General features: G+C 73.4%; 22 protein-coding genes. 10 read left to right on the top strand and 12 right to left on the bottom strand.

The window, feature by feature from the left end; all coding sequences use genetic code 11:
• The first annotated feature begins 85 nt into the window (after positions 1-85).
• Positions 86-892 carry a VOC family protein gene (locus tag ABD944_RS32835; RefSeq protein WP_345183336.1) on the top strand — a complete coding sequence of 269 codons (807 nt, stop codon included), beginning with the start codon at positions 86-88 and terminating at the stop codon, positions 890-892.
• 16 nt (positions 893-908) lie between these two features.
• Here the strand turns inward: ABD944_RS32835 and ABD944_RS32830 are convergent, their stop codons facing one another.
• Positions 909-1,604 carry a TetR/AcrR family transcriptional regulator gene (locus ABD944_RS32830; RefSeq protein WP_345183334.1) on the bottom strand — a complete coding sequence of 232 codons (696 nt, stop codon included), beginning with the start codon at positions 1,602-1,604 and terminating at the stop codon, positions 909-911.
• 201 nt (positions 1,605-1,805) lie between these two features.
• Between ABD944_RS32830 and ABD944_RS32825 the strand changes: the two genes are divergently transcribed.
• On the top strand, positions 1,806-2,867 hold the full coding sequence (locus ABD944_RS32825; protein ID WP_345183332.1) for an FUSC family protein: 1,062 nt from the start codon (positions 1,806-1,808) through the stop codon (positions 2,865-2,867).
• Here ABD944_RS32825 and ABD944_RS32820 read toward each other — a convergent pair.
• Positions 2,864-3,634, bottom strand: coding sequence for a DUF1932 domain-containing protein (locus ABD944_RS32820; protein WP_345183330.1), 771 nt, complete (start codon positions 3,632-3,634; stop codon positions 2,864-2,866). The two genes, ABD944_RS32825 and ABD944_RS32820, sit on opposite strands and share 4 nt — an antisense overlap.
• 80 nt (positions 3,635-3,714) lie before the next feature.
• On the opposite strand from ABD944_RS32820, the gene ABD944_RS32815 reads away from it, so the two are divergent.
• On the top strand, positions 3,715-4,335 hold the full coding sequence (locus tag ABD944_RS32815) for a GntR family transcriptional regulator (RefSeq protein ID WP_345183328.1): 621 nt from the start codon (positions 3,715-3,717) through the stop codon (positions 4,333-4,335).
• Positions 4,336-4,444: 109 nt separating this feature from the next.
• The gene (gene fusA / locus ABD944_RS32810) at positions 4,445-6,493 is read left to right on the top strand and encodes an elongation factor G (RefSeq protein ID WP_345183326.1); all 2,049 of its coding nucleotides are present in this window, start codon (positions 4,445-4,447) and stop codon (positions 6,491-6,493) included.
• A gap of 308 nt (positions 6,494-6,801) precedes the next feature.
• Here fusA and ABD944_RS32805 read toward each other — a convergent pair whose 3' ends face one another.
• Positions 6,802-7,317, bottom strand: a complete 516-nt coding sequence (locus tag ABD944_RS32805; protein ID WP_345183324.1) for a hypothetical protein — start codon at positions 7,315-7,317, stop codon at positions 6,802-6,804.
• Between the two features lie 134 nt (positions 7,318-7,451).
• Here ABD944_RS32805 and ABD944_RS32800 point away from each other — a divergent pair, with 134 nt between their 5' ends.
• Together ABD944_RS32800 and bsaP are read left to right on the top strand one after the other, a co-directional pair.
• Positions 7,452-8,798 (top strand): acetyl-CoA carboxylase biotin carboxylase subunit, encoded by a 1,347-nt coding sequence (locus tag ABD944_RS32800; protein ID WP_345183322.1) that lies wholly within the window; start codon positions 7,452-7,454, stop codon positions 8,796-8,798.
• Between the two features lie 33 nt (positions 8,799-8,831).
• Entirely contained in the window at positions 8,832-9,020 is a 189-nt protein-coding gene (bsaP, locus tag ABD944_RS32795) for a biotin synthase auxiliary protein BsaP (protein ID WP_345183320.1), read from the top strand.
• Here the strand turns inward: bsaP and ABD944_RS32790 are convergent.
• From ABD944_RS32790 to ABD944_RS32780, 3 genes are read right to left on the bottom strand one after another with little or no spacing between them, the layout of a single operon-like run.
• Positions 9,017-9,139 (bottom strand): type II toxin-antitoxin system Phd/YefM family antitoxin, encoded by a 123-nt coding sequence (locus ABD944_RS32790; protein ID WP_345183318.1) that lies wholly within the window; start codon positions 9,137-9,139, stop codon positions 9,017-9,019. The genes bsaP and ABD944_RS32790 overlap by 4 nt on opposite strands.
• Positions 9,139-9,681, bottom strand: coding sequence for a GNAT family N-acetyltransferase (locus ABD944_RS32785; protein ID WP_345183316.1), 543 nt, complete (start codon positions 9,679-9,681; stop codon positions 9,139-9,141). The genes ABD944_RS32790 and ABD944_RS32785 overlap by 1 nt, the downstream gene beginning before the upstream one ends.
• A complete protein-coding gene (locus ABD944_RS32780) occupies positions 9,678-10,463 on the bottom strand; it encodes a hypothetical protein (protein ID WP_345183313.1) in 786 nt (261 codons plus the stop codon). Before ABD944_RS32780 ends, ABD944_RS32785 begins: the two co-directional genes overlap by 4 nt.
• A gap of 94 nt (positions 10,464-10,557) precedes the next feature.
• Here ABD944_RS32780 and bioD point away from each other — a divergent pair, with 94 nt between their 5' ends.
• Together bioD and bioB are read left to right on the top strand one after the other, a co-directional pair.
• Positions 10,558-11,289 carry a dethiobiotin synthase gene (gene bioD, locus ABD944_RS32775; RefSeq protein WP_345183311.1) on the top strand — a complete coding sequence of 244 codons (732 nt, stop codon included), beginning with the start codon at positions 10,558-10,560 and terminating at the stop codon, positions 11,287-11,289.
• Positions 11,286-12,281 carry a biotin synthase BioB gene (gene bioB / locus ABD944_RS32770; protein ID WP_345183309.1) on the top strand — a complete coding sequence of 332 codons (996 nt, stop codon included), beginning with the start codon at positions 11,286-11,288 and terminating at the stop codon, positions 12,279-12,281. Before bioD ends, bioB begins: the two co-directional genes overlap by 4 nt.
• Before the next feature lie 19 nt (positions 12,282-12,300).
• Here bioB and ABD944_RS32765 read toward each other — a convergent pair whose 3' ends face one another.
• Both ABD944_RS32765 and ABD944_RS32760 read right to left on the bottom strand, forming a co-directional pair.
• Positions 12,301-13,044 carry a GntR family transcriptional regulator gene (locus ABD944_RS32765; protein ID WP_345183375.1) on the bottom strand — a complete coding sequence of 248 codons (744 nt, stop codon included), beginning with the start codon at positions 13,042-13,044 and terminating at the stop codon, positions 12,301-12,303.
• A gap of 96 nt (positions 13,045-13,140) precedes the next feature.
• Positions 13,141-14,319: an 8-amino-7-oxononanoate synthase gene (locus ABD944_RS32760; protein WP_378188526.1), complete on the bottom strand. Its 1,179-nt coding sequence runs from the start codon at positions 14,317-14,319 to the stop codon at positions 13,141-13,143.
• Between the two features lie 68 nt (positions 14,320-14,387).
• On the opposite strand from ABD944_RS32760, the gene ABD944_RS32755 reads away from it, so the two are divergent.
• Positions 14,388-16,055, top strand: coding sequence for a sensor histidine kinase (locus ABD944_RS32755; RefSeq protein WP_345183305.1), 1,668 nt, complete (start codon positions 14,388-14,390; stop codon positions 16,053-16,055).
• A gap of 182 nt (positions 16,056-16,237) precedes the next feature.
• Here the strand turns inward: ABD944_RS32755 and ABD944_RS32750 are convergent, their stop codons facing one another.
• Positions 16,238-16,486, bottom strand: a complete 249-nt coding sequence (locus tag ABD944_RS32750; protein ID WP_345183304.1) for a WhiB family transcriptional regulator — start codon at positions 16,484-16,486, stop codon at positions 16,238-16,240.
• A 292-nt stretch (positions 16,487-16,778) separates the two neighbouring features.
• Complete coding sequence (locus ABD944_RS32745) at positions 16,779-17,720, bottom strand: diacylglycerol/lipid kinase family protein (RefSeq protein ID WP_345183302.1); 942 nt, start codon at positions 17,718-17,720, stop codon at positions 16,779-16,781.
• A gap of 89 nt (positions 17,721-17,809) precedes the next feature.
• Between ABD944_RS32745 and ABD944_RS32740 the strand changes: the two genes are divergently transcribed.
• On the top strand, positions 17,810-18,328 hold the full coding sequence (locus ABD944_RS32740) for a hypothetical protein (protein ID WP_345183300.1): 519 nt from the start codon (positions 17,810-17,812) through the stop codon (positions 18,326-18,328).
• Positions 18,329-18,386: 58 nt separating this feature from the next.
• Here the strand turns inward: ABD944_RS32740 and ABD944_RS32735 are convergent, their stop codons facing one another.
• Together ABD944_RS32735 and ABD944_RS32730 are read right to left on the bottom strand one after the other, a co-directional pair.
• Complete coding sequence (locus ABD944_RS32735) at positions 18,387-19,097, bottom strand: RNA polymerase sigma factor SigF (RefSeq protein ID WP_345183373.1); 711 nt, start codon at positions 19,095-19,097, stop codon at positions 18,387-18,389.
• A gap of 116 nt (positions 19,098-19,213) precedes the next feature.
• Positions 19,214-19,642 carry an ATP-binding protein gene (locus ABD944_RS32730; RefSeq protein WP_345183298.1) on the bottom strand — a complete coding sequence of 143 codons (429 nt, stop codon included), beginning with the start codon at positions 19,640-19,642 and terminating at the stop codon, positions 19,214-19,216.
• Positions 19,643-20,150 lie beyond the last annotated feature (508 nt).

Genomic DNA, 20,150 nt, shown 5'->3' with positions numbered 1-20,150 from the left:
TCCCTAGCCTGGAGGAACGCGCGCCGCAGGGCGTGCCGCCAGGGCGCGGCGATGCCGGAGGTGATCCGATGCCGGAGGTGATCCGATGCCCGAGGTGACCGCGTTCCCCCCCGGCCACGCGTCGTGGGCCGAACTCGCGAGCCCGGACCCGGAGGGGTCCAAGCGGTTCTACCGCGAGCTGTTCGGCTGGTACTCCTACACGCTGACCGTGGGCGACCTCGGCGACTACGAGATGTTCACGCTGGGCGGCGTCCAGGGGCCCGAGGTCGCCGGGATGCAGGCGCTCGCCGACGACTCGGAGACCGCCTCCTGGACGTGCTACTTCCGGACCGACGACATCCCGGCCACGCTCGCCGCCGTGCGCGGGGCGGGCGGTCTGGAGACGGTGGAGCCCACCGACATCGCCAACCTGGGGCGGATGGCCCTGTGCTCCGATCCGGAGGGCGCCGACTTCGGGCTCTGGTACCCCTACGACCTCAAGGGCGCGGGCGTCGTCGACGAGCCGTCCGCGATGGTCTGGGTGGAGCTCGCCGCCCGCGACATCGAGCGCGCCCGCCGCTTCTACGGCGAGGTCTTCGGCTGGAGGGCCGTCGACCGGGACTACTACGACTCCGTCTACACCCACTGGAAGGTCGGCGACTGGGCGGTGGCCGGCATGGTCTCCATGGACGAGCACTGGCCGCCCGGCCACCCCTCGCACTGGACGCCGTTCTTCTGGGTCTCCGACTGCGACGAGTCCGCGGCCCTGGCCTCCGAGCTCGGCGCCCACGTCCGCATCCCGCCCACCGACCTCAAACCCGGCCGGTTCTCCGTGGTCACCGACCCGACCGGGGCCCGCCTGGGCCTGGTCACCCCCACGACGGACGTCCGGGCCGAGCGCGCACGCCCCTGACGGCCCGGCCGACCGGTCACCGGTCGGGCGGCCCGGGGTCGAGGGAGGCCGATCCGGGCGCGGGCAGGGCGTCCTGGAGGTGCAGGCGGCCGAGGAGCATCAGGACGAGCTCGTCGATGACCTCGTCGAGGGTGGCCTCGACCCAGCCGGCGGTCCAGTCGTGCAGGAGGCCGTTGATGCTGCCGATGAACGCCGTCGCGGCGATCCGGTAGTCGCGGTCGGTGATCTCGCCGCGCTCGGCCGCGGCGGCGGCCTCGGCGCAGATGAACTGGACCCAGCGGGCGCGGCGGGTGAGGCGCTGGCGGTCGAGCCGGGGGCTGACGCCGATGATCTCGACGAACGCGATGCGGATGCGGGCCCGGTCGGCGGTGATGCTTGCGGCGTAGGCGCGGAACAGGTGCGCCGTGCGCTCGGCGAGCCCGAGGCCCGCGACGGACGGCAGCGCGGCCAGGACGTCCCGCTCGGCCGCGTCGTTGACCTCCAGGTGCAGTTCGGCGAGGAGGTCCTCCAGCGTGCTGAACTCCTCGTAGAACTGGCGGGTGGACAGCCCGGCCGCCTCGCTGAGCGCCGCGACCGTGGTGCCGCGGTAGCCGGGGCCGCGGCCGAACATCTCCAGCCCGGCGTCCAGGAACCGGCGGCGCCGCTCGGCGCGCCGCTCGGCCGCGGACCGGCCGCCGTACCTGCCGGTCGGTGTCGCGCGCCTGCCCGCCACGTGACCCCCTCCCTCCGCTCACTCGTCCGGCATCTTTCCGCAAACCGGTCTTGTGTCATACATCACCCCCCTGTGGTCTCGCTCACCGGGACCGCCCGGGACGGGCCCCGCCCGAGCCTCCCCGCGCGCCCGGCCATGATTCGAAGCGCGGTGGGAGGGAACCGCGAAGCGGTGATTTTTGGGAGGATTCGACGGCATTTGATGCCTTTTGCGGGACGCCGTTACTGGGACGAGCGCGCGAAGCTGACGCTCAAGGCCGTCCTGGCGGCGGTCACGGCATGGCTGGTCGCGAAGTACGTGTTCGGCGAACCGCAGCCGTACTTCGCCCCCCTGGCCGCGCTGCTCGGGGTGTACCCGACGGTCGTGCGTTCCGTGCGGGAGAGCCTGGCCTACGGGGGCGGATTCGTGATCGGCGCGGCGCTCGCGATCCCCGTCGGGCTGCTCGTCGGCCCGAACGTCGCCGGCATCGCCATCGTCGTCGTCCTCGCCCTGATGGCGTCGGGATGGCGGCGGCTCGGCGCGCAGGCGTCCCAGGTCCCGTTCACGGCGGTGTTCGCGCTGCTGCTGGGCGGGCACGGGGTCGTCGGCTACACGCTGCCGCGCCTGGCCGACGTCGCGGTCGGGCTCGTGGTCGGGCTCGGCGTGAACGCGGCCGTCTTCCCGCCGCTGTACCTGCGGCGCGGCGAGTACGCGGTCCGGGAGATGCGCGAGACCCTGGCCGACGCGCTCGGGACGCTCGCCGACGACGTCGTCGAGCCCGCCGAGTGGAGCTCGCTGTGGCAGGAGCGCGAGTCCCGGCTGGTGAGCGTCCAGGAGCAGGCGCGGTACGCGGTCGAGCAGGGGGAGGCCAGCCTGCGCGCCAATCCCCGCGCGAAGCTGCGCGGCTACCGGCTGCGCTGGCGGGACGTCCCCGGGCAGTGGCCGGCGCCGCGGCTGACGACGATGCTCGACCACGCGACGGCCTACAGCCGGTCGATCGCGGCGACGCTGCGCCGGCTCGCGGACGCCGACGAGGCGGTGGTGCCGGGAGAGGACTTCCTGCGCGGGTACGCGGAGGTGCTCCGCACCCTCGGCGGCCTCGTCCGGGAACTGCCCGACGTGCCGGACGGCGCGGCGCTCGCGGAGGCCGAGAAGATGCAGGACGAGATGGAGCGCCCCCACCTCGGCCCGCGGACCGACGCCCCCGGTCTGTGGGACCCGCACAAGGAGCTGCTGCGGCTCAGCCGCCTGCTGCTCGACGACCTGCGCGACGGCCGCGCCTAGCGCGCGCCGCGGGCGGACAGCCGCCTCAGCAGGTCGCGGCTCCCGGCGGCCATCGCCGGGGGGACGCCCAGCTCGTCCAGCATGGCCGCCGCGGCCTCCATCTCGGCGGCGCGGCGGTCGGCGTGCCGGTACGTCCCGGCGACGAGCCGGTCCACGGTGTGCTCCCCGGCCGTCGCCAGCTCCGCGACGATGTCCTCGCGCAGCCAGTCCTCGCAGCCGGCCGCCCGCGCCGCCTCCAGCGCCTCGACCACCGACCCGGCCAGCCCCTTGAAGAACACGCTGCGCAGCAGCTTGCGCCCGGCCGCCGCGCCCGCCTCCGCGTCCATCACCTCGACCGCGGCGCCGAGCGGGGTGAGGGCCGCGGCGACCGCCCGGGCCCCCTCCGCGCAGGCCAGCATCGGCGTGCCGAGCCCGCGGCCCGGCACCGGAGCCATGATCGCGACATCGGCGAACCGGGCGCCGGCCCGCCGCGCGAGCGCGTCCAGCTCCCGCTTCAACCCGGGCGAGCCGGTGTTCAGGTCGGCCCACACGGCGCCACGGGCGGCGCCGACCCCCGCCCGGAGCGCCGCGACCGCGTCGTGCGCGCTGTTGACGCTCAGCACCAGATCGGCCCCGGCGGCGGCGTCGGCCTCGCTCCGGGCCTGGACGATCCCGCCGGACGCGGCGACGGCCGGGTCGTACCCCCGCACCACCGCCCCCGCCGCCACGAGGTCGCGCGCGATCGCGCCGCCCGCCTCACCGAGCCCCAGTACGGCGATCACCGTCATGCGTCCTCCTCCGCGGCCGGGATGTCCCGCGAACCGCTACCCTAGATCACACCAAAATTGGCGACAATCCCGGAGACTCCGTGAGCGACGTGACGGCGGCGATCCGCGAGGCGATCCTCGGCGGCGAGTTCGTGCCGAACCAGCGGCTGGTCGAGGCGGACCTGTCGGAGCAGTTCGCGGCGAGCCGCGCCGGGGTCCGCGCGGCGCTCGCCGTGCTCGCGGGCGAGGGGCTGGTCGAGCGCGTCCAGAACCGCGGCGCCCGGGTGCGCGCCGTCTCGGTGGCGGAGGCCGTCGAGATCTCCGAGGTCCGGATGGTGATCGAGGGGCTGTGCGCGGCGAAGGCCGCCGAGCGCGCGGCCCCCGCCGAGGTCTCCGAGCTGCGGACGATCGGCGAGGAGATGCGCGCCGCCGTCGCGTCCGGGGACGTGCTCGGCTACTCCCGGCTGAACGAGCGCCTCCACGGCCGCGTCCGCGAGATCAGCGGGCAGCGGACCGCCTCGGGCGTCCTGGAGCGCCTGCGCGCCCAGAACGTCCGGCACCAGTTCAAGCTGGCCATGCACCCGGGACGCCCCCAGGTCTCCCTCCCGCAGCACCTCGCCATCATCGACGCGATCGCCGCCCACGACCCGGCCGCCGCCGAGCAGGCCGCCCGCGCGCACCTGCGCAGCGTCATCGAGACCCTCGGCGAGATCGCGTCCTAGCCGGAAAACCCGTCGCGCCGGTCCTCCCTCCGCCGTTACGGTCGGCCTGCCGCACGGCACGATCTTGTCCGGCGGCGGTCGTCATCAGAGAGAACCAGGAGGATTCCCGATGACAACAACCACAGCCTTCGCTCTGACCAAGGTTCGCAACATCGGGATCATGGCGCACATCGACGCCGGCAAGACGACGACCGCCGAGCGGATCCTGTTCACCACCGGTGTGTCGAACCGGATCGGCGAGGTCCACGACGGCAACACGGCGCTGGACTACACCAAGCAGGAGCGCGTCCGGGGCATTACCATCACCTCGGCGGCGACGACCTGCCGCTGGACCGTCGAGGACGCCGCCGGCGGCGCCGAGCATACGATCAACCTGATCGACACGCCGGGCCACGTCGACTTCACGATCGAGGTCGAACGGTGCCTGCGCGTCCTCGACGGCGCCGTGGCCGTGTTCGACGGCGTGGCGGGCGTCGAGCCGCAGTCGGAGACGGTGTGGCGCCAGGCCGACCGCTACGGCGTGCCGCGGATCTGCTTCGTCAACAAGCTCGACCGCGCCGGGGCCGACTTCCTCCGCTGCGCCGACATGATCGGCGAGCGGCTGGGCGCCGTCCCGCTGGTCGTGCAGCTGCCGATCGGCGCGGAGTCCGAATTCGCGGGCGTCGTCGACCTCGTCTCCGGGCGGGCGCACGTCTGGCCGGAGGGCCGGCACGCCGTCGTGGACGTCCCGTCCGGCATGGCCGAGGACGTCCGCCGATGGCGCGGCAGGCTCGTCGAGACGGTCGCCGAGCGCGACGAGCGGCTCATGGAGCTGTACGTGGGCGGTGCGGAGCCGTCGCCGGAGCAGCTGCACGCGGCGATCCGCCGGCTCACGGTCGCCTCCGAGGCGACCCCGGTGCTGTGCGGCAGCGCGTTCCGCAACAAGGGCGTCGAGCCCCTGCTGGACGCGGTGGTGCGGTACCTGCCGTCGCCGCTCGACGTCGCGCCGCCGGAGGTCGGGGACGCCCTGGAGCGGACCCCGCTCTCCGCGCTCGCGTTCAAGATCGTGAGTGACCGGTACCTGGGGCGGCTGACCTTCGTTCGGATCTACACCGGGCGGCTGACGGCGGGCGCGAGCGTCCTCAACAGCGTCAAGGCGCGCAAGGAGCGGATCGGCAAGCTCTACCGCATGCACGCCGACGTGCGCGAGGAGATCGCCTCGGCGGGCGCGGGCGACATCGTCGCGGTGATGGGGCTCAAGCAGACCACCACCGGCGAGACGCTCTGCGACGAGGCGCGCCCGGTGGTCCTGGAGTCCATGGACTTCCCGGCGCCGGTCATCGAGGTCGCGATCGAGCCGCGGTCCAAGGCCGACCGGGAGAAGCTGGGCGCCGCGATCCAGCGGCTCTCGGAGGAGGACCCGTCGTTCCAGGTCCACGACGAGGAGGGGCAGACCGTCATCGGCGGCATGGGCGAGCTCCACCTGGAGATCCTCATCGACCGCATGCGGGAGGATTTCCACGTCGAGGCCAACGTCGGCCGGCCGCGCGTGGCCTACCGCGAGACGATCCGCAGGGCCGTGGACCGGGTCGACCTGACCCACCGCAAGCAGACGGGAGGCAAGGGACAGTACGCGAAGGTGCAGATCGCCGTCGAGCCGATCGAGGACGGGTACGAGTTCGTCAACCGGGTCACCGGCGGGCGGATCCCGAAGGAGTTCGTCCCCTCGGTGGACGCGGGCTGCCAGGAGGCGATGCGCTTCGGCGTCCTCGCCGGGTACGAGATGACGGGCGTGCGGGTCACGCTGCTGGACGGCGACTTCCATCCCGTCGACTCGTCCGAGCTCGCCTTCAAGATCGCCGGTTCGCTGGCGTTCGGGGAGGCGGTCCGGCGCGCGTCGCCCGTGCTGCTCGAACCGGTGATGACCGTCGAGGTCACCGCCCCCGAGGAGCACCTGGGCCCGGTGATCGGCGACCTGAACGCCCGCCGCGGGCGGATCGAGGGGACCGGCGAGCGCGCCGGCGCCCGGATCGTGCACGCCCTCGTCCCGCTGTCGGAGATGTTCGGCTACGTCGGGCACCTGCGCGGCATGACGTCGGGCCGCGGGGTGTTCACCATGCGGTTCGCGTCCTACGCGGAGGTCCCGGACGCGGTCGCCCGAACGCTCGTCTCGGGCTGACGTGAAGGGGGCCCGGCTCTCGCCGGACCCCCTTTCCCGCGCCCGGCTCAGGATCCGGACGGCGCCGCCGCCGGTTCCCGGCGGCGGCCCGCCAGCAGGGCGTCCAGCGCCCAGGCGCCCGGTCCGAGCACCGCGATCAGCAGGAACGCCCAGCAGAACATCGCCGCGCTCTCGCCGCCGTTGCGCAGCGGCAGCAGCGCGTGCGGCTGGTGGACGGTGAAGTACGCGTACGCAGTGGCACAGGAACAGCAGGCCCACGACGGCGCGGAACAGCCCGAGCACCGGTTCGCCCAGTCGGTCCATCGGGATCATCCCTCGGTCACCCAGGCGTGCATGATGCCCATGACGTCCGTGAAGCCCTCCTCGGACGCCCGGTAGGACGCGGTGATCCGCAGGGTGTCGCCGAGACCGATCCGGCCGATCGGCGAGCCGCCGCACGACGGCATGTTCGAGACCTCGGTCATGCCGTGGTGGTCGACGAACTCCGGCGTGCCGCCCTCCTCGGCCTCGCTGCGGCAGAACAGCCGCCCGGTGGTGGCGTCCTCCGTCCGCACGGCGACGCCGCCGTGGTGCAGGTGCCCGCGGACGTGCACGACGTCGCCCGAGACCGTGGAGCGCCACGTCCTGGACTTCTCGCTCTGCGGCCCCGCGGGGACGTCCCAGGTCGAGTCGGCGCAGCCGCCGGCGTCCAGCCACAGCGGGACCACCGGCCTGATGTGCGAGCCGAGCACCGGCTGGTAGGTGCACACAACCGTGCCGATCAGGGGGATGAGCAGGGCCCCCGCCCGACCCGCCGGAATGGAGACCGGCGATTTCGCCGACACCCTCGCCGAGACGTTCGCCACACGGCGTGTACGGGGCGCGGACCCGGGAATCGTCGGTCGCGGACCCGGCGGCCCCACTAGTCTCTGCCGGGGCGGGACACGGGGTCCCGCCGGTCCGCGAGGAGGAGCCCCAGGTGTTCGAGTCGGTGCTCGTGGCCAACCGCGGCGAGATCGCCGGGCGGATCGTGCACACCGCCCGCGCGATGGGGCTCAAGGCGATCGCGGTGTACTCCGCGGCCGACGAGGGCCTCCCCTTCGTCGCCGAGGCGGACGAGGCCGTCCTGATCGGGCCCGCCGAGCCGTCCGGCAGCTACCTCAACGCCGCCGCGATCCTGGAGGCCGCGCACCGGACCAACGCGCAGGCCGTCCACCCCGGCCACGGGTTCCTCGCCGAGAGCGCCGCGTTCGCCCGGCGGGTGGCCGAGCGCGGCCTGGTCTGGGTCGGCGCGCCGCCGCTCGCCATCGCCCGGATGGGCGACAAGATCAACGCCCGGAACCTGATGAAGGAGGCGGGCGTCCCCGTCGCGCCCGGCGTCTGGGAGCCGGTGCCCGACGCGGCGACGGCGGCCGAGGAGGCCGAGCGCATCGGCTACCCCGTCATGGTGAAGCCCGCCGCGGGCGGCGGCGGCATGGGCCTGGCCGCCGTCCACGACGAGGCGTCGCTGCGCAAGGCGTTCGAGGAGACCCGCGCCGCCGCCGAGCAGCTCTTCGGCCAGGGCGACATCCTGCTGGAGCGGTACGTCGAGGGCGCCCGGCACGTCGAGGTCCAGATCCTCGGGCTCGCCGATGGCACGGTGGTCGCGCTGGGCGACCGCGACTGCTCCGTCCAGCGCCGCTACCAGAAGGTCGTGGAGGAGTCCCCGTCTCCCGGCGTCAGCCCGGCGCTGCGCGAGCGGATGCTGGCGGCCGCCGTCCGCGCGGGCGAGGCCGTCGGCTACCGCGGCGCCGGCACCGTCGAATGCCTGGTCGACCCCGCCGCGCAGGAGTTCACCTTCCTGGAGATGGACACCCGCCTCCAGATCGAGCACCCGGTGACCGAGATGGTCACCGGCATCGACCTCGTCGAGCAGCAGTTCCGCATCGCCGCGGGCGAACCCGTCTCGTTCACCTCCACCGTCCCCCACGGGCACGCCGTCGAGTTCCGCGTCCAGGCCGAGGACCCGCGGAGCTTCCTGCCCGGGACGGGCGAGATCACGGTGTGGGAGGAGCCCGTCGGCGACGGCATCCGCATCGACGCCGGCTACGCCGAGGGCACCACCGTCACCCGCCACTACGACTCGCTGCTTGCCAAGCTCTGCGTCCACGGCGACGACCGCGCCCACGCCCTGGCCCGCGCCCGCGCCGCCCTGGAGGCGTTCCACATCGAGGGCCCGCCGACGAACCTGCCCTTCCTGCGCGAACTGCTCGACCGGCCCGAGTTCGCCGACGGAACCTACGACACCGGGCTGGTCGCGCGCATGCGCGGCCACCAGGCCCCCTGAGCACCGCCTCCGCGCCCGTCGTAGAGTGACGCCGTGTACTGCGACCGCTGCGGCGAGCCCGCCGAGGGCGACCACGCTTCCTGCCGGACCGCCCGCCGGATGGAACCGCCCCGTTACTGCCCCGACTGCCGCCGCCGCCTGATCGTGCAGGTCACCCCGACCGCCTGGACGGCCGAATGCTCCCAGCACGGCCCCCTCGAACCCGCGGACCAGGCCCCCTAGCGCTTCTCTTCGGCGAGAGACCGCTCGATTCCGCCTCCGCGTTCCGGCCGGCCGATGGCGGCCATGAGCCGCCGGGCGTTCTCAGGGCTCTTGAACAGGTAGGCGGTCTCCGTCAGCATCACCGGCGCGGGGGATGCTCATCGCCACCTTCAGAGGTACGGGGAGGCGAATCCGCGTCGCGGAACGACATGGCGTAGGTGATGAGGCCCACGCCGGGGGCCGGGGCCCAGTCGTGGTCGGGGGTGCGGACGAACCCCATCTTCTCGTACATGCGCTGCGCGGACTCCATGTTGCGCTGCGTCGACAGGCGCAGGCCGGACAGGCCGGCCGCGCGGGCCCGTTCGATGCAGGCGCGCACCATGGCCCGGCCCGCGCCCCTCCCGCGGGCGTCCTCCAGAACGGCGAGCATGCGGAACTCGGCCTCGTCCGGTCCGGCCAGATCCGCGTAGGGGGTGCCCGGCGGGCAGTACGCGACGGCACCGGCGATCCGCCCGGCGTCTTCGGCGACGAGCAGTTCGGCTTTCGCCGCCCGGTCGGCGGCGTCGCGCAGCTTGCGCACGTACGGGGACTCCGGGCTGACCAGGCCGCCGCGCACGTAGACCTCCACCGTCAGCTCGCCGACGAGGTCGTACTCGTCCGGGCGCGCCGTCCGAACGATCACTTGACGTCCTGGCAGGACGACTCGGCGGGGAGGAGGGGGCGCAGGCGGACGGAGTAGGCCTGGCCGCCGCTGCGCCACGCGGTGCCGGGGTTCGTGGCGGGAACCTTCGCGGCCGGGGCCACCGTGCAGATCGCACCGGCGACCGGGACGCCCTTGCCGAGCGGCTCCAGCGGCCACGCCCTGACGGTGGCGCTTCCCGTGGTCGGCCCGGCGAGGACGGCGGTCTTCTCCGGCCTGTACGGGGCGGGCTTCCTGGTCAGGTCGGACGGGGGCCAGGCGGCCGGGTCGAGGCGCTGGAGGAAGCGGGCCTCCGGGCCCGACTGGGCCTCGGGCTGGACGATCCGGGTCGTCGCGCCGTCCATGGCGACCACGATCGTGATCGCGTCGGCGACGCCGCCGGGCCCGACCAAGTGGGAGCGGGCGAGGCCGGCCGCGCGGGCCCCGTCGAGGAGGCGCCGCAGGGCGTCGGGCTTCAGGCGGTACTCCGTCGGCCCGCCCTGGGCCGAGGCGACCGCGCGGCCCGTGGAGTAGAGCGAGAAGTCGGGGAGGCTCCCCGGGCCGCCGAGACCGGCGATGCCGCCGGTCTTGCGCCACCGCAGGACGAGCGTCTCGCCCGCGGGGGCGCCGCCCGGCGAGGACGAGGACGAGGACGGAGAGGGCGCGGGGGAGGAGGGCTCGGCGGTGCCGGAGCCGTCGCCGCAGGCGGCCAGCGCGGCGCCGGCGGTCAGGGCGACGCAGGCGAGTGCCGGCGCCCGGCGGGAGCGTGTGTACGGACCGGCCATGACGGTTGGACGCTCGGCGGCCCGCCCGGGTTCCGCCGGTTCCCGGAACACCCGGCGACGGGCCGGTTCCGGGCCCGCGCTAGTGTGCCGGTCTGTGAGTGTGCTCGTTGTGACCGGGACCTGCACGGGTGTGGGGAAGACCGTCGTCACCGCGGCGCTGGCCGCGGTCGCCGCCGCGCGCGGCGCGTCGGTCGCCGTCGTCAAACCCGGCCAGACGGGCGTCGGCGGCGGGGAGCCGGGCGACCTCGACGAGGTCCGCAGGCTCGCCGGGATCGACGACGTGCACGAGTACGCGCGCTTCCCCGACCCCCTCTCCCCGGCCGCCGCGGCCCGCCGCGCCGGGATGCCGCCCGTCCGGATGCCGGACGTCGCCGAACGCGTCCGGGACCTGGCGTCCGGGCGGCGGCTGGTGCTGGTCGAGGGGGCGGGCGGGCTCCTCGTCCGCTACGACGAGGAGGGGACCACGATCGCCGACCTCGCGCGCTGGCTCGGCGCCGCGGTCGTGGTGGTGGCCCGGCCCGACCTCGGCACGCTCAACCACACAGCGCTCACCCTGGAGGCGATGGCGCACCGCGGCGTGCAGCTCGCCGGGGTGGTGATCGGCGCCTGGCCGGACGAGCCGGACCTCGCCATGCGCAGCAACATCCGCGACCTGGAGACCATCGCGGCACGCCCGCTGTCGGGCGCGCTGCCCGCCGGCGCCGGGGCCATGGACCCGGCGGAGTTCCTCGTGGCCGCGCACCGCGGCCTGGCCCCCTCGTTCGGCGGCGGCTTCGACCCCGCCGTCTTCCGCGCCGCCTTCGGCCCCGACAAGGAGAACACGTGACGGACATCCTCGACATCGCGCGCCGCCAGGTCCTGGACGAGGGCGAGGGCCTGTCGCGGGGACAGGTGCTGGAGGTGCTGAACCTGCCGGACGACCGGCTCCAGGACCTGCTCGCGCTCGCCCACGACGTCCGGATGCGGTGGTGCGGGCCGGAGGTCGAGGTCGAGGGGATCGTGTCGCTGAAGACCGGCGGCTGCCCGGAGGACTGCCACTTCTGCTCGCAGTCCGGCAAGTTCGAGTCGCCCGTCCGGTCGGTGTGGCTGAACATCCCCGAGCTGGTCGAGGCGGCGAAGGAGACCGCCGCGACCGGCGCCACCGAGTTCTGCATCGTCGCCGCCGTGCGCGGACCGGACGAGCGGCTGATGGCGCAGGTCCGCGACGGCGTCAAGGCCATCAACGACGCCGTCGAGATCAACATCGCGTGCTCGCTCGGCATGCTCACCCAGGAGCAGGTCGACGAGCTGGCCGCGATGGGCGTCCACCGCTACAACCACAACCTGGAGACGGCCCGCTCCCACTTCCCGAACGTCGTCACCACGCATTCGTGGGAGGAGCGCTGGGACACCCTCCGCATGGTCAAGGACGCCGGGATGGAGGTGTGCTGCGGCGGCATCGTCGGCATGGGCGAGAGCGTCGAGCAGCGCGCCGAGTTCGCCGCGCAGCTCGCGGAGCTGGAGCCCGACGAGGTCCCGCTGAACTTCCTCGCGCCGCGCCCCGGCACGCCGTTCGCCGACTACCCGCTGGTGGAGGGCACCGAGGCGCTGAAGACGATCGCCGCGTTCCGGCTCGCCCTGCCCCGCACCATCCTGCGGTACGCCGGCGGCCGCGAGCTCACCCTCGGCGACCTCGGCACCCGCGAGGGCATGCTCGGCGGCATCAACGCCGTCATCGTCGGCAACTACCTCACCACCCTCGGCCGCCCGGCGCGGCAGGACCTGGAGCTGCTCACCGAGCTCCAGATGCCGATCAAGGCCCTCGGCCGGACGCTCTGAGACGCGCCCGCGCGGCGGGTCAGCGGCTGAGCCGGGTGATGAACTTGTAGCGGTCGCCCCGGTACAGGGACTGGGCCCACTCGACCGGCTGCCCCGTCGTGTCGAAGGCGTGGCGGGACAGCAGCAGCATCGGCAGGCCCACGTCCACGCCCAGCAGCTGCGCGTCGTGCGGGGTGGCGAGGACGGTCTCGATCGTCTCCTCGGCCTCGGTGAGGTGGACGTCGTAGGCGGTCGCGAGCGTCTCGTACAGGGAGTGGTGGCGCGGCAGCTCGCGGCGCAGGCCGGGGAAGCGGCGGGCCGGGAGGTGGGACGTGTCGATCGACATCGGCTCGCCGTCGGCCAGCCGGAGGCGGTGGATCCGCAGCACCCGGCCGCCGGGGCGGATGCACAGCAGGGTCGCGAGGCGCTCGTCGGCGCTGACGTAGCCGGCCTCCAGTATGCGGGTCTCGGGACGCAGCCCGTGGTGCCGCATGTCCTCGGTGTAGCTGACGAGCTGGAGCTCCTGGGCGACCTTCGGCTTGGCGACGAAGGTCCCCTTGCCCTGGATGCGCTGGAGGCGCCCCTCGACGACCAGCTCGGCGAGGGCCTGCCGGACGGTGGTGCGGGACGTCTCGTACTTCTCGGCGAGCGTCCGCTCGGGCGGCAGCGGGCTGCCCGCCGGGAGCGACTGGATCAGCTCGACCAGCAGCTCCTTGAGCTTGTAGTACTTGGGGATCCGCGGCGCCTGGTTCGGGTGGCGCTTACCGAGGTCGCCGAGCGAGATCCGGTCGAAGCCGTGCTCGAATCCGCCCCCGTGCCGGGGCCCGCCCCTGACCTCCGTCACGGCGTCTCCTCACGTTCATCACCGGTTTCCCCGATGTTATGGGTGAAGACTACGGCCGGTAGAAGACGCGATTTCCGCCAGGGCCGCCCGCAATCGTGTGAGGTCCGACTCGTCCAGCGTGGCACGTGCGGTGAGGCGCAGGCACGCGCGGCCCTTCGGGACCGACGGCGGACGGAAGCAGCCGACGCGGAGACCGTGCTCAGCGCAGATCCCCGCGGCCCGCAGCGCGGCCTGCGGCTCGCCCAGGAACACCGGGACCACGGCCGCCGCGGGCCTGGCCGTTTCCAGGCCGGAACCGGCCGCCAGGTTTGAGATCGCCTGCGCCCGCTCGCGGGCCCGGCCGGGCAGGCCCGGGTCGGATCCGAGGACGTCGAGCGCGGCGAGGGCGGCGCCCGCGGCGGGCGGGTTCAGCCCGGTGTCGAAGATGAACGACCGCCCCGTGTCGACCAGGGCGTCGATCACCTCGGGAGCGCCGAGCACCGCCCCGCCCTGCGACGCCAGGGACTTCGACAGCGTCAGGGTGAGGACCACGTCGGGTTCGCCCGCGAGGCCGGCGGCGTGCACGGCGCCCCGGCCCTCGTCGCCGACGACGCCGAGCGCGTGCGCCTCGTCGACGACGAGCAGCGCTCCGTGCGCCCGGGCGGCCGCGTGCAGCGCGCCGAGCGGCGCGAGGTCGCCGTCCACGGAGAACACCGCGTCGGTGACGACGAGGGCGTGGTCCTCCTCGCGCTCGGCGAGGGCCCGCTCCGCCGCGGCGGCGTCCCGGTGCGGGACGATCACGACGCGGGACCGCGACAGCCGGCACGCGTCCACGATCGAGGCGTGGTTGACCTGGTCGGACACCACGAGCGTGTCGGGCCCGGCGAGCGCGGTGACGGCGCCGAGGTTGGCCAGGAAGCCGGAGGAGAACACCAGGCCGGCGGCGCTGCCGGTGAACGCGGCGAGCCGCCGGTCCAGCTCGGCGTGCAGCTCCGTCGTCCCGGTGACGAGGCGCGAACCGGTGGAGCCGGTGCCCCACTCGCGCGCGGCGGCGACGGCGCCCTCGACGAGCCGCGGGTCGCCGGCCAGGCCGAGGTAGTCGTTGGACGCCAGATCGGTGAGCCCGTCGAGGCGGGAGCGGGGGCGCAGCGACCGGCGCAGCCCGGCGGCGGCGCGCCGCTCCGCCGCGTCCCGGAGCCTGGCCAGGGGGTCTCGTCCTGCGGTCATGCCGGGCATCCTGCCAGGTGGCCCCGGCGGCGGGGCCACCTGCCCCGGGAACGAAAACCATCGGCGATGATGGTGGCGTGCCTACCTTGACCGATTTGGTCCGCGATCACACCGACCTCACCGACACCGACCTGGAGTGGCTCCACGCGCTGGTCTCGGACTGGCAGCTGCTGGCCGACCTGTCGTTCGCGGACCTGCTGCTGTGGGTGCCGCTCCGGTCGGCGGAGGCGCTGCCCGCCGACGGGGCGTCCCGCGCGGGCCGGGGCAGGCCGGGCGTGCTCGACACCGGCGCGGCCGTCCCCGGCTGGGTCGCGATCGCGCAGATGCGGCCGACGACCGGGCCGACCGCCTACCCGGAGGACCTCGTCGGCAAGGTCGTCCGGACGGGCCGCCGCGGGCTGATCGACGTGGCGTGGCGGGAGCGCCGGATCGTCCGCGAGGGCGACCCGGAGTGGGGCAGCGGCATCCCCGTCCGCGAGGAGTCCATCCCGGTGCGCCGCGGCGCCAAGATCCTCGGGGTGATCCAGCGCAGCACCAACCTCAGCTCGGCGCGCACCCCGTCCCGGCTGGAGCTGACCTACCTGCAGAGCGCCAGCGACCTCGCCACGATGATCTCCGAGGGCCGGTTCCCGGTGCCGGGCGAGGAGCCGAACATGGTCCGCTCGCCGCGCGTCGGCGACGGCCTGATGCGGCTGGACCGCTCCGGCAAGGTCACCTACGCCAGCCCCAACGCCCAGTCCGCCTACCGGCGGCTCGGCTACCCGACGGACCTGGTCGGCGAGGCGCTCGGGAAGATCACCGCGGACCTGTGCGACACCGGCGAGCCGATGGAGGAGGCGCTGAGCGTCGTGCTGTCGGGCCGCGCGCCGCGCGAGGTCGAGGTCGAGTCGCGCGGGTCGATCATGCAGCTGCGCACGATCCCGCTCGTCGTCGGCGGGACGCGGATCGGCGCGATCGTCCTGTGCCGGGACGTGACGGAGCTGCGCTGGCGCGACCGGGAGCTGATGACCAAGGACGCCACCATCCGGGAGATCCACCACCGGGTGAAGAACAACCTGCAGACGGTCGCGGCGCTGCTGCGGCTCCAGGCGCGGCGGCTGCGGATCCCGGAGGGACGGGCCGCGCTGGACGAGGCCGTCCGGCGCGTCGGGTCCATCGCGATCGTGCACGAGACCCTGTCGCACACCCCCGACGAGCTGATCGACTTCGACGACATCGCCGACCGGGTGATCACGATGGCGGGGGAGGTGTCCACCCCCGAGACCAAGGTGACGCCCAAGCGGACCGGCAGCTTCGGCGTCCTGCCCGCCGAGGTCGCGACGCCGCTCGCGATGGCGCTCACCGAGCTGCTGCAGAACGCACTGGAGCACGGCCTGGCCAGCCGGTTCGGGACCCTGGAGGTCGTGGCGCACCGCTACGGCGAGGGGGAGGTCTCCCGCGAGCCGGCCGGCGTCCCGGTCTGGGGCGAGTGGACGGCGCCCGGCGCGGACGAGCCCCGCGCCCCGGGCGCCGAACCCGAGCGCCCGTCCGGCCGCCGCCTCGTCACGATCGTCGCGGACGACGGCGTCGGCCTGCCCGCCGACTTCGACATGGAGAGCACCGAGAGCCTGGGCCTTCAGATCGTCCGCACCCTCATCGTGGGCGAACTGGGCGGCCACCTGGACTTCCGCCCCCGCAAGGGCGGCGGCACCGAGGTGGTGGTGGACATCCCCCTGGACCACCACCACCGCCCCAGCCGCCCCTGATCACGGCCATTCACTCTGGTCCGCGCACAGGGAGCAACCGGCACCTCAGCCGTCAGAAACCTGAGGGTGTGCGATCGCGTGCGAAGCCAGATTCGAGCGAAGCAAGAATCTGATCGCGCAGCGAGCCGCAAGGCGAGCCGGAGCGATGCCAGCGATCGCGGCCGTGCCCGCAAGGAAGGCGCTCAGCGCCTGACGCTAAGGGCACGGCGAGAACGACGGAGAGCGCGGCGTTCGTCTTCGCCCATGCCGCCCCAGACGCCGGATTCCTGGCCGGACTCCAGCGCCCAGCGCAGGCAGGCCGCGCTCACGTCGCAGCGGCGGCAGACCTGCTTGGCCTCCTCGATCTGCAGGATCGCGGGGCCGGTGTTGCCGATCGGAAAGAAGAGTTCGGGGTCCACGTCACGGCAGGCTGCGCGGTGGCGCCAGTCCATGCGGTCCACTCCTTCGTCAGGTGGTGGAGATGCTCCACTCTTTGTGAACGGGTTCACATGTCGCGAACGCCCGGGGTGGCTGTGGCCAGGTCCAGGGATGCGTGTTCGGCGGCGCCGCGAGCAGGTGACCGGCGGCGTTGGGGCCCCTGTCGGCTGGCGCACTTTGAGCGTTTCAGGAGGGTGCGGGCAGACGCAAGACCTTTGAGAAAGGATTCTCAAAGTATGGGTGTCGCATGTGTCACACCCATCGGTCGGGTGTGTTACTTGGCTCTCACATGCGTGCTCGCACGTCTCAAATGACGATGCGGATCGCCTTCGGCACGGAACGGAACGTGACCGTCCGCTGCTCGCCCAGGTAGTCGCCGTCCAGCTGGAACGCCACGGGACGGTCCGCGCGCACGGTGACCTCGGCCTCATCGTGCAGGTTGAGGACGTGCCGCCCCTGAATGGGGCGCGCTCGCGGCGTCAGCATCTGGGCCAGCGCCCCCACCGTCGGGCCGACTTCCAGGGAGCGCATCCCGAACACGTCCAGCCCGCGCGCGAAGGTCGCCTTCGGACTCGGATTCACCGGCACCCGGCCCATGAAAGTCCACGGAGACGTATTGGAGATGAACGCCAGGAACAGTCCGGATTTCGGCGGCCGTCCCGGCTGTTCCAAAGTGAGCGACGGGTGGCGTCGATCGGTGCCGGAGAAGAAATGCCGTATCGCCGTCCGCACATACAGCGAAGGGTCCGCGCGCAGGCCCGCCTCGCGGCGCCGCTCCACCTCCCGCACGACCTCCGCGTCCAGCCCCACGCCCGCGCAGAACGTGAAATACCGCTCCGGGGCGCCGGGATGGGACGCCGTGCCGAGCCCGACCGTCCGATGCCGGCCCGCCCGCAGCGCCTCCAGCACGGACCGCGTCGCGCCGATCGGGTCGTCCGGCAGACCGAGCGCGCGGGCGAACACGTTCGCGCTCCCGCACGGCAGCACCGCCAGAGCCGGCAGATCGGGGGACGGGCCGTCCGCCAGCAGCCCGTTGACGGTCTCGTTCACCGTCCCGTCCCCGCCGAGGGCGACCACGACGTCGTAGCCCTCGACGGCGGCCTGCCGGGCCAGCTCGGTCGCGTGGCCGCGGTGGCCGGTCTCCGCGAGGACGAGGTCGAGGTCGCCGGTGAAGGCCCGCACGAGGATGTCACGGGCCCGCCGGGAGGTGGAGGTCGCCTTGGGGTTGGCGATGAGCATGGCGCGCACGGCGTCAGGGTATCGATCGTTCCGGATGCGTTCGCCCGCAGTTTCCCCTGGGAGCGGCCCGCCGCAGGGGGCGAGTAGGGTTTCTGGGTGTGACCAAGCGTCCCATCACCGTGCAGGCCGCCGCCGCGCTCCAGGCCGCCGAGGGTGCCGCCGCCGTCGGATTCGGCGTCTTCACCGGCGTCGAGACGGCCGCCGGCGCCGCCGTCGACCCGGCCAGCGCGATCGGGGTCACCGTCCTCGCCCTCGCCGGCGGCCTCGGCATGCTGGGCTGCGCCCGCGGGCTGCTGCGCGCCGCCCAGTGGAGCCGCGCCCCCACGGTCCTGACCCAGCTGTTCGCCCTGCCGATCGCCTACTCGTTGTGGCAGAGCGACCGGCCCGCGATCGCCGTCCCGCTGGGCCTCGTCGCCGTCCTCGCGCTGATCGCCGTCCTCAGCCCGCCGAGCACCGCCTGGCTCATCCAGGACCACGACGAGGACGACGAGGACGCGCCGAAGGAACCCGCACCCGCCAAGGCCGCCGGCGCCCCGCCGACCGGGGAGCCGCGCTCCCTCGGACGCCGCCTCAAAGACCGCCTCAACGAGCAGCCCGTCAAGAAGGGCGAGAACTGAACGGACGCCGAAAGGGCCCTGAGGACGCGTCCTCGGGGCCCTTTCGGCTCTTCACCAGCTACTCGTCGGCGGTCAGCCCGTCCCGGAGCTGCGCGAGCGTCCGCGCCAGCAGCCGGGACACGTGCATCTGGGAGATGCCGAGCTCCGCCGCGATCTGCGACTGCGTCATGTTCCCGAAGAAGCGCAGCAGAAGGATCTTCTTCTCGCGCGCCGGGAGCTTCTCCAGCAGCGGCTTGAGGGACTCGCGGTACTCCACGCCCTCCAGCGACTCGTCCACCATGCCGAGCGAGTCCGCCACCGCGGGCGCGTCCTCGTCACCGGAGTCGGGCGCGTCGAGGGACACCGTGGAATAGGCGTTCGCCGACTCCAGCCCCTCCAGCACCTCCTCCTCGCTCATCTGCAGGTGCGCCGCCAGCTCGCTCACCGTCGGGGCGCGGCCCTCCCGCTGCGCGAGATCACTGATCGCCTTCGTCAGCGACAGCTTCAGCTCCTGCAGCCGGCGCGGCACGCGCACCGCCCAGCCCTTGTCGCGGAAGTGCCGCTTGATCTCACCGACGATCGTCGGCGTGGCATAGGTGGAGAACTCCACCCCGCGCTCCAGATCGAACCGGTCGATCGACTTGATCAGACCGATCGTGGCGACCTGGATCAGATCGTCCAGCCACTCCCCGCGGTTGCGGAAGCGCCGGGCGAGATACTCCACCAGCGGCAGATGCAGCTCCACGAGCTGGTCGCGGATGCGCTGACGCTCCGGGTCGCCCTCCGGCAGCTGCGCGAGACGCTCGAAAAGCGCCCGCGCCCGCGCCCGGTCAGGGACCGCGCTGCTGTCCGAACGCTCGGTGCTCGCCCCCGCGACCGTCGTCTGCTCCGTCGTCGTCTTCTCCGTCACGGGGCCCCCGCCGCACCGCGCCGCTTCTGCAGCGTCACGGTGACCCGGTCGTCGGAGCCCGCCCTGGCGTCCACCTCGCCCGCCAGGGACGACAGCACCGTCCAGGCGAACGTGTCGCGGCTCGGCTCCTCACCGTCCACCGTCAGGACCGACACGGAGATGCGCATCGCCTCCCCGGTCAGCTCGAACTCGCACGTCAGGTCGGTGCCCGGCACCGCCTGAGCGAGCAGCATCGCGCACGCCTCGTCAACGGCGATGCGCAGGTCTTCTATCTCGTCCAGCGTGAAGTCCAACCTGGCCGCCAGGCCCGCGGTCGCGGTCCGCAGCACGGACAGGTAGGCACTCGCGGCAGGCAGCTTCACCGTGACCACGTCACGGACGGACAACTTCGTACTGGCCGGCATTGCAGCGGTTTCCTCGGTCACGTCACTCCCTCGCAGGATGGTCCCGCTGCCATCGAAACTACCGCCTACGAGCCGTGCATCGAGACTCCGGCGCGCTGTGTTTATTTGCGTTGGGTTGGGTTGGGGCGCCTGGAGCGCCCCAACCCAACCCAACGCGTGCGATCGCTGGCACCGCTCCGTCTCGCCTGGCGGCTCGCTTCGCGATCAGTTTCTTGCTTCGCTCGAAACTGCCTTCGGACGCGATCGCGACAGTCACCCTTGGTCCGGGGTGCTGTGGTGGCTGGTGATGTGTGCGGAGCGGGGGGTTTCGGTTCGGCTCGTTTGCTGGGGTCTACCGCGGGTTGTGGGGGGTTGCTCTGGCGCTTCGGCTCGCCTGGCGGCTCGCTTCGCGGGGGGCTCTCGCTTCGCTCGTGCCGTGCGTGGCTTTTGGTGCGGGTTGTGGGGGGTTGCTCTGGCGCTTCGGCTCGCCTGGCGGCTCGCTTCGCGGGGGGCCCTTGCTTCGCTCGTGCCGTGCGTGGGTGGGGGCTTC

The organism is Actinomadura verrucosospora, assembly GCF_039540335.1.
GTDB classification, from domain to species: domain Bacteria; phylum Actinomycetota; class Actinomycetes; order Streptosporangiales; family Streptosporangiaceae; genus Spirillospora; species Spirillospora verrucosospora.
This window is presented reverse-complemented; position numbering and strand designations above follow the sequence as displayed.